Below are 12,825 nucleotides of genomic sequence, written 5' to 3' on the forward strand. Positions count from 1 at the left end.
GCAGGCAGGTCAGGTGTCGGCGCCTACCTTGGCGGTGCCGACGTCGGCTGACGGCGGCGGTGTGCTGCCGGGATGAAGCACGGAGCGGGCCTGGTCGGCGTCGAAGTCGTTCTCCCACTTGCCGATCACGATGGTGGCGACGGCGTTGCCCAGGACGTTGATGAAGACCCGGCCCTCGTTGAGGATGCGGTCGATGCCGACGATCAGGGAGAGGGCGGCCAGGGGGATGTCGCCGACCGCGGTGACGGTGCTGGCGAGCACGATGAACGCGCCGCCGGCGATGCCCGCGGTGCCCTTGCTGGTGAGCATCATGACGCCGACCATCACGAGTTGCTGTTGCCAGGACAGGTCGATGCCGAGGGCCTGGGCCAGGAACAGGGAGGCCATCGTGAGGTAGACCGCGGAGCCGTCCAGGTTGAAGGAGAACCCCGAGGGGATGACGATGCCGACCACGGGCCGGCCGATGCCGAGGATCTCCAGCTTGCGCACGAGCTGAGGCAGGACAGCCTCACTGGAGCAGGTGCTCACGGCGACGAGCAGCTCGGCCTTGAGGAACCGCATCAGAGCGAACAGGCTCAAGCGGCAGGCGCGCATGATGGCGCCGAGCACGACCAGGACGTAGACGACGCAGGTCGCGGTGAACAGGATGATCAGGTAGGCGAGTTGTTTGAGGCTGTCGGCGCCGTAGGTGGCGACCACCGTGGCCAGAGCCCCGAAGGTGCCCAGTGGTGCCAGACGCATGACCCAGCCCACGATCCTGAACACGACGTCCGACAGCGCCCGGATGCCGCGCTGCAGCGGTGCACCGTCCTCGCCGGCCATGTTCAGCGCCACGCCGAAGACGATGGAGACCATGAGCGCGGCCAGGATCGCGTCACCGGTGATCGCCCCCAGCAGGGAGGAGGGGATCAGCGACGAGATGAAGCCGGTGAAGGTGACGTGCTCCTGGGCGGTTGAGGGCACGTCGTCCGAGTTCAGGGTCGAGGGATCGACGTTCAGGCCGGTTCCGGGGTGGAAGATGTTGGCGACCACCAGCCCGATCAGCATGGACGCCAGGGACAGCACCAGGAAGTAGCCGATCGCCTTCACGCCGATCCGGCCCGCCCTGCGCAGGTTGTCCATGGAGGCGATTCCGGTCGTCACCACGCAGAAGACGACCGGAACCACGATCATCTTGACCAGAGCGATGAACCAGTCATTGAGCGGCTTGAGTTCCTCGCCGAACCCCGGCGCGGCGATTCCGACGGCTATGCCGAGGAGGGCGGCCAGGACGACCTGGAACCACAGTTCGCGTATCAGACGGTTCAGCCGTGACCGCTGCGGGCGGCCAGCGGCGGCGGTAGTGGATGTCATCGTTGGTGCTCCCTTGCACGACGATCGTGTGTAGCCCTGTCCCGTGGGGGGTGTGTCCGGGGACGCGGCGCGACGCGGCCCGCGTCCCCGGTGACGTACGTGGCGCATGGACGCAGCTGTGTCGGTCGGCGGCAGGAGCCCGCTGCTGTGCGGAGCCGTCCTGCCGGCCGTGCTGCCGGTCAGCTGTGCAGGTCGCGCAGCACCTTGTAGAAGGCGGCTTTGCCCTCGAACCCGATGCCGGGGATGTCGGTCAGGCCGACGTGGCTGTTCTCGACGACGGCGTCGTCGGCGAAGCCGCCGGTGGGCTGGAACTCGCCCGGATAGGACTCGTTGCCGCCGAGCTTGAGGGCGGCCGCGATGTGCAGGGAGAACTGGTGTCCGCCGTGCGGGACGCAGCGCCTCGAGGACCAGCCGTGCCGGCGCAGCATGTCCTGGATGCGCAGGTACTCGACCAGGCCGTAGGAGAGTGCCGGGTCGACCTGGATGGTGTCGCGGTCCGGGCGCAGGCCGCCGTAGCGGATCAGGTTGCGGGCGTCCTGGAGCGAGAAGAGGTTCTCGCCAGTGGCGATGGGGCCGGTGTAGTGCTCGGCGACCGTGGCGTTGAGGTGGTAGTCGAGGGGGTCGCCGATCTCCTCGTACCAGAACAGTCCGTACGGCTCGATGGCCCGCCCGTATTCCAGGGCGGTGGCCAGGTCGAAGCGGCCGTTGACATCGACGGCCAGCCGGGAGCCGTCGCCTCCCAGAACGTCGATGACGGCCTCGATGCGGCGCAGGTCCTCGGCCAGGTCGGCGCCGCCGATCTTCATCTTGACGACGTCGTAGCCCAGGTCGAGGAAGCCGCGCATCTCGTCCTGGAGGTCGGCGATGGTCTTGCCGGGGGCGTAGTAGCCGCCGGCAGCGTAGACGAACACCGAGTCGTCGGGCTCGCCGTCGCCGTAGCGCTCGGACAGGTACCGGTACAGCGGCCTGCCCGCGATCTTCGACGCGAGATCGAACAGCGCCATGTCGACGACCCCGACCGCGACCGAGCGCTCGCCGTGCCCGCCGGGCTTCTCGTTGCGCATCATGACGTCCCACGCCCTGGCCGGGTCCAGTTCGCCCTGCTCGTTCAGCAGACCTGCCGGTTCCGCGTCCAGCAGGCGGGGGAGGACGCGGCGGCGCAGGATCTCGCCGGCGCTGTAGCGGCCGTTGGAGTTGAAGCCGTACCCCACGACCGGCTTGCCGTCACGGATGACGTCGCTCTCGATCGCGACGATCGAGCAGTCCATCGAGCTGAAGTCGATCCACGCGTTCCGGATCGAGGAGCTGATCGGGACGGTCCCCTCGTAGACGTTAGTGATCTTCACACCGATGGCCTCTTTCTTATATCTTATAAGATGTATCGGGTGTTAGGCTGAACCGACGAGACGGGAGCTGTCAAGGGGCGTGAGCACCCGGAAAGGGATCACAGGGGGCGATGAGCAGTCCGAGTCAGTTCCTGAGCAAGAGCGATCTCGCCTACGCGGAGCTGCGCGGTCAGATCCTCTCCGGCAGCCTGCCCGCCGGCTCACGGCTCGCGCAGTACGACCTCGCCGAGTCCCTCAACATGAGCATCACACCGCTGCGCGAGGCGATCCGGCGCCTCAGCAGTGAGGGGCTGGTCACCGTCGAGACCCACCGGGACGTCCGCGTCTCCGCCATGAACTCCGACGAGGCGCGGCAGCTCTTCGAAGTCCGCCTCTCCCTGGACCCCACCGCGGCCGAACTCGCCGCCACCCGCCGCACGGATGCGGACATTGCCGCCATGCGGGCAGCCGTCCGCAACCTGCTGCCCGTCACGCGTCAGTGGGGCGAGGAAGCGCTCACCGCGCACCGGGCCTTCCACCAGACGGTCTACCGCGCGTCAGGTAACGACGTCCTCATCCGTCTGCTGGACGACCTCTGGGACAAATCCGACCGTTACCGCCGCCTCGGCCTCGAACTGCCGCCCGGGGACGAGCCCCGTACCCGCGACCTGGAAGAACATCACCAGCTGGTCGAACTCATCGTCAATCGCCAAGCGGCCGAGGCCGCACAGCTCATGCGTGACCACATCACGCACAGCCTCACCGCAACCGCCATCAGCGCCCTCGAAGACCGTGAAGGCACGTCGGCGTAGGGGCGGTTGGAAGGCGGCGTGCTGGATGCCGAGGCGCCGCTCGATGGCGGTGACGGTCGGCCGCCGTCCGCCGGCGCTCGCTTCCTCAAGGACGGTGTGCCGGGCCCCGCGCGGCGGGTCAGCCTCGTCATGGCGGACGGCCGCGCCGTCACCCCTCTCGGCGGATCGGGGATGCGGCAGTGGGTTGGCCGGCCTCGAAGACCGGCCAACCCCGCCCTGAAACTCAGGCCAGTGGCTCTATCCGAATGTTGCGGAATCTGACCTTGTTGCCGTGGTCCTGGAGGCGGATCGCTCCCGCGGCGGGGGTCTCGGCTCTGCCTGATGCGGTGGGTCCGTCGAGGGTCACGTCGTCGTGGACCTTCTTTCCGTTCCACACCACGGTGGCCCGGGCGTCCGCGACCTTGCGGCCGTCCTCGTAGCGAGCCGCGCGGAAGACGATGTCGTAGGTCTGCCAGGTCTCGGGCGCCGTCGCCTCGTTCGTGTCGGGTGCCCGTTTCAGATAGAACGCCCCTGCCTCGTTGGTGGCCGGCGAGGTGTCACCGTAGGAGTCGAGGATCTGTAGTTCGTAGCGGTCCTGGAGGAAGATTCCGCTGTTCCCGCGGTCCTGCCCGGTGACGTCGTCCGGGAGGAGCGGCACCCGGAACTCCACGTGCAGCCGGAAGTCCTGGTAGGCGTCCTTGGTGCGGATGTCGCCGCAGCACACCTCCATCGACTTCTCGTCCGTGAGGGGCCACTTCAGGCGTCTGCCGTCCGTGTGCTGCCACTGGGCCTGCGAGGCCGCCGTGCCGTCGAAGAGGTCGACTTCGGTTCCGCGCGGATGGACGGTGATCAGGTCGAGGTTGACATGGCCGGTGTCGCCGGAGCCGAACCGGTAGGAGATGGCGTTGTGTCCGGCGCGCAAGTCCAGGCTCTCGGTCTGTGTCGACCAGGTGTCCCAGTCGCCGGTGGAGGCGAGCTTGGTCTGCCGGTCCTTGGCCCCATTGACGTACAGGGAAAGGGACTTGGTCCCCTGGAACGGGTTCGGCCCGTTGGAGTAGCGCAGGTTGACGTCGTAGGTGCCGGCCTTCGGGACCGTCACGTCGAAGGTCGTGGCCGCCTTGCCCTCGGTGGAGTAGCGGTCGACGAAGCCGCTGCCGGAGTAGGCCGCGTGGTCGGTGTCGATGCCCGCCGTGCCGGTGAGGCGTGCCTCCTCGGCCTCGTACCGGGTGGCGGGAGGCGGCTGCTTTCCGGGTATCCGGTTGAGTGTGTACCAGGCCTCGGTGCTCCACAGCTGGTCACCGGAGGCTGAGGTGAAGGGACGCGGGGAGCGGACATGCACCACGCGTCCCGGTTTCAGATCGTCCAGCCGGAGCCTGACGGTCCGGCCGTCCTCCGAGAGCGTGGCCGAGCGCACGGGAAGGCTTTCCTCGGCGATCTTTGGGCCGCCGTAGTCCTCGGTCGGTGTGTAGCGCCACTGCTCGGCGCGGTAGTGCTTGGCCAGTTCTTCGGCGGTGGTGGCGGACACCGGCTGGGTGTACGTCAGGTCGAAGCCGCCGGGCACGGCGCGCATGCTCTGTATGTCGAAGGTGTTCTTGCCGTTCGGGGTCAGCTTCTGGAGGCCGAACTTGAGCTTGCCCTCCTGGCCCCAGTTGCCGTCGGCGCCCAGTCCGCCGGCGTAGATCGCTCCGTCGGGACCCATGGTGATGCGGTTGACGCCGGCTTCGAGGCCTTGGGTGTAACGGAAGACGGCTCCCTGGTACTGGCCGTTGACCTTCTCCAGGTAGGCGCGTTGGAGGCCGCCGTAGGTGACATCGCCGAACAGCATCTGGCCGGCGAACCTGCCCTTGTTCAGGAGCAGCGGAGTGGAGGGCGAGTTGGCGATCTCGTTCTGCGGCAGCCACAGCACCGGCTCGGTGACGGGGGAGTCGTCGAAGGGACCCGAGGGCTCGGTGTAGTGGTTGAAGAAGCGGTCCTGCTTGATCTGGACGAGCTTCGACGAGGGAAGCCAGCCGCCCTGATTGTCGGTGGCGAAGATGCTGCCGTCGGGTCCCCAGCCGATGCCGTTGGGAGTGCGCAGACCGCCCGCGACGGGACTGATCCGCCCGGTCTTCTTGCTGACCCTGTACGTCACTCCGCGACCGGGCGCGGGCTGCGGAACCGTGGTGGCGCCGCCCAGGTTGATGGCGACGGAAAGGTTCACGTAGAAGTGGCCGTCCCGGTAGAGCAGACCGAAGGCGAACTCGTGGAAGTTCTTGCCGTACGGCCAGGTGGCGACCGTGCGGTATTCGTCGGTCACATCGTCGTCGTCCTTGTCGACGAGCCGGGTCAGCTCATGCTTCTGCGACACATAGAGCGAACCGTCGACGTACTTGATCCCCATGGGTTCGCGGAGGCCGCTCGCCACCTTCTTGACGGTGACCTCGTCCCGGCTGGTCCGGCCGGTGACGTTGTCCAGCAGGTACACCTCTCCGGCAACGTTGTCGCTGCCGCCCCACGTGGTGATCGCGAGGCGTCCGTCGGGCAGCCAGTCCATGCCGCTGACCTGTGGTTCGAAGCCGTCCGGGCGCAGGTCGGTGAGTGTCAGGTCGGGTCGTACGGAGGTGAGGGGCAGACCGTCGCCGGGGGAGTCGCCGCTGGCCTCGCACTCCTTGCGGCCGGGAGCGGTGACCCGGACGACACCGGCGTCGGTGCTCAGTGCCTCACGAGGTACGACCGAGAAGTCGTCCTCGCCGGGCGGCTTCCAGGCCAGCCGCAGTTGCTGCTCGCCGTCGCGCTCGAAGTGGTCGATGCGCAGGGGGTGCAGGCCGGCGGAGAGATGGACCGTGCCGTCCTTGGGCTCCGCACCGTGGAGCCCGTCGTGGTCGATCACCGTCTCGTCGTCGATGGCCAGCCGTGAGCCGTCGTCGCTGGTGAGGCGGAACGTGTAGCTGCCGTCGCGGGGCACGTCCAGGTATCCCGACGCCTCGCTGACGAAGTTGTCGCTGAACCCGCCGAAGTCGGCGGCCGAGGACCAGTCGACCGTCGGCATGAGCTTGTCGTGGTTGGGGGTCTGACCGGGCTTCAGGGTGCACAGCTTGCTCAGGGGCGTCTGAACGTCGAACACGCGCAGGGTTATGCCGGGTTCCTGCGGCGGGATGTCGGAGGGAGCGGCGGAAGCCGTCGGCGCGGCCCCGAGGCCGCCGCCGACCAGGATGCCTCCGGCCACGATGGGGATGAGGTGTCTTCGGGCACGCTGGAACAGACGTGGGCGCAATGGTCCTCCATCAGGCGGGGACCGGACCGTGCCGGATATCGCTCCGGTCTGCTGCGGGTGCGCGGAACTTGTGCCGTCAAGGTAAGGACTTTCGTTTGACATGTCCACACTTTGTCATCGGAGAGTTCAAAGTGGCGGGGATGCCTCCATGCCGCCGGCGAATACCGCATGTGGGTGGTCCTCGGCGCCCGGCATCGTGGCAGCGCTCCGTGAGCACATCACCGATCTTGAGGCTCGCTGTTCAGCGCACTCGCTCTTTCGGGTCAACCAGCCTGGGGCTGGCCCACCTCCTGACCCGGGGCGGCGGGAAGCTGGAAGCCGACGGGTACGCGGCAAGAGACGTGGAGCGACTTCTGGTGGCAGCGGAGGAGCTGCACCAGCGGCTCAACGCTGAGTTCAACCCGGGCGCCACGGCTGATCCCGAACCGACGGTGTGACCCAGACCCGGGTCCCTGCCGACCGCAGTTCAGCGGCCCGCCAGTTCAGCGGCCCGCCAGATCAGCGGCCCGCCAGTTCGGGCGGGCCTGCTGAGCTGGCGAGAAAGCCACGACCATGAGGCTGCGCGGTCGTGCCATTGGCCTGAAACGGCGAAAGAGTCGCTGGTCGGCGAGCACGCCTGTGCCACGAGCCGCGAGATCCTCCAGCGCCTTCCGTTGATCTGTGCTTCGCATGGACCGGTGGCCGGTCGGGTGATCGCCCCCGGCCATCGGCGACTTGTCGTGCGCTACGGGGTGACCGGGGTGACCTGGAATGTGTTGGAGCACACCTTCCAGGCGGCCGGCACCAGAACCGCGGTGCGGGAGGCCGGTGGATAGACCCGCAGATAGGTTCCGGTGGCCTGGCAGGGCCCGCCGATGGGGCCGTTGGTGGTGCGAATGACCGCGGACACCGAGTGTGCGGGGGTGAGCGTCACGGTCGACACGGCCCCTCCGTTGCGGGTGGCGGCCGCGCCGATCTGGTGATGGGCGGTGTCGAGGACGCTGACGCCCGGGTAGCCGCGCAGGGCGCAGCTGGTGGTGCTGGTGTTGGTGAACCGGATCGGCCAGTACAGCGAGCCCGCGGCGCCCTCCTTGCGTCCCATGGACACATACAGGTCGCTCACCGTGCAGGTACGCGGACCGGCCGAGGTCGATGCCGGGGTTGTGGCCCAGGCGGCGCCGGCCGCCGCGCCGCCCGTGAGAAGTGCCGTCGCCGAAGCGATTGCGACGCGCCGGGAGAGGTATCGAGAGTGGAGAAACATGCCATACCACCCCTGTCGGGTGAATGGGTGGATGTGTGTCACTTTGTTGGATGCACGTAGTCGGCGGAAGGTTGCACTGCTTGGCGGTTCAACAGTCAGAACTTGCTGCCCGCGCCGAAGCCGGTGCTCGCGCCACGGCTGTGCGGTCGCTCGGCGAACCAGCCGTTCCGGCGAGGTGTTCCACCAGCACGTTCCGTTCAGGCCGCGTCGCCCAGGCGGTGTTTTAGAACGTGTCAGGGGCGGCTCGGGGCTGCGGGCTCAGCACAGCACCGCGAGGTCGCCGGGCCGCACCCTGGCCGTGACGGGAAGGGTGGCCTCGACCTCTCCGTCGGCGCCGTAGGGCATGGGCCGGTCGGCCTCGATACGGATCTCCCGGCCGCGCAGCACCCGCACCTCGGGCCGGTCGACGTGGGCGCCGGTCGACAGTTCGTTCATGAGGGCGAAGAAGAGCCGGCGCGGGGCCTCGCGGATCATCACGATGTCGAGCAGCCCGTCGTCCACCCGGGCGGCGGGGGCGATGGCCCGACCGGAGCCGTAGTAGGCGGAGTTGGCGGCCACCACGGTGTAGCCGCGATGGGTGTGGTGCTGCCCGTCCACGGTGACCCGGTAGGCCGCGGGGCGCCACGTGGTCACCGCGCGCAGTCCGCCGGCGTAGTAGGAGGCGGCGCCGCGCAGCAGCCGCGCGTTGTTGGCGTGGCGGTTGGCGAGCGCGTCGACGCCCGCGTACACGCTGCCCAGCACCACGGTGCCGCGGTGGACGGCCGACTCCACCTCGATGGTGTCGACAAGCCGCGGGGCGTTGTGAAGCAGCACCCCGGCCAGCGTGGCAGGGTCGGTGGGCAGGCCCAGGGTGCGGGCGAAGTCGTTGCCGCGGCCCGCGGGGACCAGCCCGAGCACGGCGCCGGTCCCGCCGAGTGCGCCACCGACGCACCCGGCGATGCCGTCGCCACCCACCGCGAGCACCACCCGGCCGCGCTCGCCGGCCCGACGGGCGAGGTCCTGGGCGTGGGCCAGACCGCGGCTGTGCTCGATCTCCAACTCCGCCCCGGCCTCGCGCAGCAGCCGGCCCACGTGCAGCAGCGCCGCCGCTGCGGTGGAGCCGCCCGCGGTGGGGTTGACGACGGCCGTGAACTGTCGCATCGGTGAACCTCCGGGCGGTGGCAGGTGGTGCGGGGCGACGGGGCCGGGCTGGTCGGTCGCCGGGGCGGTCGCGGTGCCGTCTCGGCCGCTGAGGTCAATGTTGATCGGGCACATCCAAGCAGACGGCACCGACGCCATGAGGTTCCGGATGCGCCACGGCTACTACGGTGCCGAACGATCCGTGTGACAGCACCCTGCCGCGACGGTCGGCCGGGCCCCCACCAACACCTTCGTCGGCATCGCCCGCCTCCGTGCTACCAGTCATCGCAGCCCGCCTTTGACTGACCGGCACACCTACCACTCGCTCTCGTCCTAGCCAACCGACGGTTCGGGGCTTGAGGAACATCCGCGCCAGATCGTGCGCTGAGCCCTGGTCGTTCTGAAGAGCGCGGTGACCTGGGCGGATCGTATGGCGGAGCTGTCGCGGGTCGAGTTGTCGATCTTCGGCGGGCTGTGGTGGCGGTTGAGGACCCTGTGATGTCTGGGCTGGACAGCCTGCTGACGGAGGTGAAGAAGCCGCAGCGAGTGCGGAAGCTGGACTAGAAGGACAAGCTGGTCACGATCGACCTCGACTCCTGAGTAGCGAGCCAACCCGCCCCGAGGTGAGCCATGAACGTGGAAGCTGACACCCCGAGCCTCGCCGGCGTCCACCACCTGAAGCTGCCGGTACGCGATCTCGCCCGCTCCGAGGCATGGTACGGGCGCACGCTTGGCTACCGGCGGGCAGCCGAGTTCGTCGAGCACGGGGTGCTGATGGGCATCGTGCTGAGCCATCCGGCTGGCGGACCCGACCTGGCGCTGCGGCTCGACCCGGGCCGGGCCGAGGCAGCCGCCGGCTTCGACTACTTCGCGATCGCGGTGCCCGACAGCGCCGCGATCGAGGCGCTCGCCGCTCGCATGGAGGCCCTTGGTGAGCCGCACGGCGGCGTCTGGCGCGGCCTGCGTGGATGGGTGCTGCCGATGCTCCATGACCCCGACGGCCACGAGGTGCGTTTCTACACCACCGAGGAACACACCTCGCGCGAGCCCGGCGAGATCATGCGCATGGTGGACGCGCAGGAGACTGCCGAACAGGTGCGGCCCGCCGCGCCGTAGGCAGCCCGACCGGAGGTTCTGCCGACCCGACGGAGTGTCAGGTCAATCGTGCCTACTCAGGGGGTCCTCACCTTCTCCTTCGAGCCCGTCCGCCTCACCGAGACCGGCGCGAGGCTCTTCGCCGTGGCCAACATCGCTCGGATGGACCGGGCCCACTGCCGAGGTAGCCGGCACGACCCAGAGTGTACGTTCGTACATTCTGTGGGTAGGGTGCCGTGCATGCCGACGAACTACTTCGCCCAGGACCCGCGCACCAACCTGGAACGTATGCAGGCGGGCGACCTCTACATCGCCGACGACCCCGAGATCGCCCGACGCCTGCAGCGGGCCGTGAGCCTGGCTGCCCGCTACCAGGCCGCCTTCGCCGGGGACGCCGAGGAGGCGCGGCCGCTGCTGGAGGAGCTGCTGGGCTCCCTGGGGGAACAGGCGCACGTGCGTCCCCCGCTGTACGTCGACTACGGCAGCAACATCACGATCGGTGCGCGGACCTTCGTCAACTACAACCTCACGGCCCTGGACGTCGCGCCCATCACGATCGGCGAGGACTGCCAGATCGGCCCCAGTGTCCAGTTGCTGACCCCGACTCATCCGCTGGAGCCGCAGCCGCGGCGCGACAAGCTGGAGGCGGCACAGCCGATCGTCATCGGTGACAACGTGTGGATCGGCGGCGGGGCCATCATCCTGCCGGGCGTCACCATCGGCGACAGCTCCGTCATCGGCGCCGGCGCGGTCGTCACCAAGGACGTACCCGCGAACGTCGTCGCCGTCGGCAACCCCGCCCGCGTGGTGCGGAGTCTGTGAAGCCGCGCTCATGGCCACCGGACACACCGACCCCCAGCGCCGGGCACGCATCCTCGACGCCGCCCTCGACCTCATCGCCGAGGAAGGAATCGGCCACCTCTCCCACCGGAAGATCGCCGCGCGGGCCGGTGTCCCGCTCGGCTCGATGACCTACCACTTCAGCGGTATGGACGACGTGCTGCGCGCGGCCTTCGGCCGGTTCACCGACCACATCGTCGCCGTCTTCGACGCCCACCTGTCAGCCCCGGCCGAGCCCGGCCAGGCCCGGCAAGCGGTCGCCGATCTCGTCCATGCGCTTTCCGAGGGTGACGCTCGTGACCTGGTGCTCGCGCAGGAGCTGTACACCCTCGCTGCCCGCAGGCCCGACTACCGGGAACTCACGGACGAGTGGATGCGCCACAGCCGTATCCACCTGGAGAAGCACTTCGACCGCGACACCGCCCGCCAGCTCGACGCGCTCATCGAGGGACTGACGCTGCACCGCGCCCTCTCACGTCAGCCCCACGACCGTTCCCTGACGCTCGAAGCGATCACCCGCATCACCGCCCCCGGTGAACCGTCCCGATGACCGCCCGCGCGGCATGGCGTCGCTGCGCGGCTCGACCGCCACGGGCTTCCCCCACTGGATGACGATCACCGGCCCCGACACCGGGCTCGGGAACTCCTCGATGATCCTGATCATCGAGGCCCCAGCTGAACTACATGGCCGACCACCCGCCACCCCGGCCTCAAGTCAGCAAACCACCGCTCATCAACGTCGCTCCGGCATGCAGGTCGATGTCGCGCCGCGGCCGGAACGTCGTCCAGTCGCTGGTGAAGAGCACGGTAAGCAACTGCGGGACATAGCGACCGTGAGGCGTAACTCTGTCCACTGCAGCGACAGTTACTTCCCCATGCGACCACTCGAACGCACAGACCCGGCACCCGGACAGGTGGTTGGCGCCTTACCGCACGCTTGGTCAGTCGCCCCCTCCGCCCCCGCCGTCGCCTCCACCGGAGTCCCCGCTGTCGCCGCCGTCCGAGCCCCAGCCGTCGCCGCCACCGGGCTCGTTGTCGTCGCTGCCGGTGCCGAGGTTGCTGAACCACGGGCGGTCCCAGTCCGCGTCAGTGGCGACCGGCTCACCCCCGTCCGCCCTCGGGCGCCGTTCCGGTCGGAACCTCGCCAGGCCTGTGGCGTCCCCGAGCCCGAAGGCGACGGCGAAGACGTGTGCCATGACGGCATCGAGCGGGTCGGGGCTCTCGTACCGCACATCGGCCAGTGGCAGCAGTACCGTGCCCGGCGCGAGATGCGGCCGACGCGGGGGACGCGTCAGCAGGGCGACACGCCGCTCACCGCACAGCAGCCACGAACGGATCGCACTCTCCCGCCGCAGCACCCAGTGCCGTTCGGACAGCCGCACCTCCACGGAACTCTTGGACTTGCGCAGCTTCTTCCTCAGGCTGAGCCCCGCCGGAACGTCGCCGACGGTCAGATGCAGGCCCTTGGACGGTTCGGCGGCATCGCGGTGGAAGCCGTGCGGGGCCCGGATGCGTACGACGGGAGCGTGCGGCCCCCACACATCCACGCGCACCAGACGCCGGTCGACGGTGACGGCGACCGGCCCGGCGGGCCCCGGCACGAACCGCCGCGCGATCCACAGCGGCACGCCCTCGGCCTGTGCCTGGGCTGCCAGGGCGGCCACCCGCTGGGGCCCGCCACACTGCCGTACCGCCAACTCCCCCAGCGCGCGGGCGAACTGGGCTGCCTGCCGCACCGTCACCGGCTTGGCGGTCCCGGTGACGCGGGTCACCGGGACGATCCCGGCCCCGTCCGCCAGCCGCCCCAGC

10 protein-coding genes are annotated in these 12,825 nt (G+C 69.1%); 4 read left to right on the plus strand and 6 right to left on the minus strand.

Translation table 11 applies throughout. The features are described 5' to 3' along the window. Positions 1 to 9: 9 nt before the first annotated feature. Together FPZ41_RS14580 and FPZ41_RS14585 are read right to left on the minus strand one after the other, a co-directional pair. Positions 10 to 1,353 carry a cation:dicarboxylate symporter family transporter gene (locus tag FPZ41_RS14580; RefSeq protein WP_152862701.1) on the minus strand — a complete coding sequence of 448 codons (1,344 nt, stop codon included), beginning with the start codon at positions 1,351 to 1,353 and terminating at the stop codon, positions 10 to 12. A gap of 179 nt (positions 1,354 to 1,532) precedes the next feature. Then, entirely contained in the window at positions 1,533 to 2,699 is a 1,167-nt protein-coding gene (locus FPZ41_RS14585; protein ID WP_322620230.1) for a mandelate racemase/muconate lactonizing enzyme family protein, read from the minus strand. A gap of 110 nt (positions 2,700 to 2,809) precedes the next feature. On the opposite strand from FPZ41_RS14585, the gene FPZ41_RS14590 reads away from it, so the two are divergent. Beyond that, positions 2,810 to 3,490 (plus strand): GntR family transcriptional regulator, encoded by a 681-nt coding sequence (locus tag FPZ41_RS14590; protein WP_152862703.1) that lies wholly within the window; start codon positions 2,810 to 2,812, stop codon positions 3,488 to 3,490. A 223-nt stretch (positions 3,491 to 3,713) separates the two neighbouring features. Here the strand turns inward: FPZ41_RS14590 and FPZ41_RS14595 are convergent, their stop codons facing one another. The 3 genes from FPZ41_RS14595 to FPZ41_RS14605 form a co-directional block, all read right to left on the minus strand. Then, positions 3,714 to 6,722 (minus strand): family 16 glycoside hydrolase, encoded by a 3,009-nt coding sequence (locus tag FPZ41_RS14595; protein WP_152862705.1) that lies wholly within the window; start codon positions 6,720 to 6,722, stop codon positions 3,714 to 3,716. Positions 6,723 to 7,446: 724 nt separating this feature from the next. After that, positions 7,447 to 7,962: a DUF4232 domain-containing protein gene (locus FPZ41_RS14600; RefSeq protein ID WP_152862707.1), complete on the minus strand. Its 516-nt coding sequence runs from the start codon at positions 7,960 to 7,962 to the stop codon at positions 7,447 to 7,449. A gap of 258 nt (positions 7,963 to 8,220) precedes the next feature. Beyond that, complete coding sequence (locus tag FPZ41_RS14605) at positions 8,221 to 9,102, minus strand: diacylglycerol/lipid kinase family protein (protein ID WP_152862709.1); 882 nt, start codon at positions 9,100 to 9,102, stop codon at positions 8,221 to 8,223. Between the two features lie 609 nt (positions 9,103 to 9,711). On the opposite strand from FPZ41_RS14605, the gene FPZ41_RS14610 reads away from it, so the two are divergent. The 3 genes from FPZ41_RS14610 to FPZ41_RS14620 all read left to right on the plus strand — a co-directional run bounded on the left by FPZ41_RS14610 (position 9,712) and on the right by FPZ41_RS14620 (position 11,566). Next, the gene (locus tag FPZ41_RS14610; protein WP_152862711.1) at positions 9,712 to 10,197 is read left to right on the plus strand and encodes a VOC family protein; all 486 of its coding nucleotides are present in this window, start codon (positions 9,712 to 9,714) and stop codon (positions 10,195 to 10,197) included. 219 nt (positions 10,198 to 10,416) lie between these two features. Next, positions 10,417 to 10,998, plus strand: coding sequence for a sugar O-acetyltransferase (locus tag FPZ41_RS14615; RefSeq protein ID WP_152862713.1), 582 nt, complete (start codon positions 10,417 to 10,419; stop codon positions 10,996 to 10,998). Between the two features lie 10 nt (positions 10,999 to 11,008). Further along, complete coding sequence (locus FPZ41_RS14620) at positions 11,009 to 11,566, plus strand: TetR/AcrR family transcriptional regulator (RefSeq protein WP_152862715.1); 558 nt, start codon at positions 11,009 to 11,011, stop codon at positions 11,564 to 11,566. Between the two features lie 391 nt (positions 11,567 to 11,957). Here FPZ41_RS14620 and FPZ41_RS47070 read toward each other — a convergent pair. Then, on the minus strand, positions 11,958 to 12,825 hold an 868-nt coding region (locus FPZ41_RS47070), incomplete at its 5' end, for a hypothetical protein (RefSeq protein ID WP_194236090.1).

This window comes from Streptomyces acidicola, from assembly GCF_009377235.1.
In the GTDB taxonomy this organism is placed as follows: Bacteria; Actinomycetota; Actinomycetes; order Streptomycetales; family Streptomycetaceae; genus Streptomyces; species Streptomyces acidicola.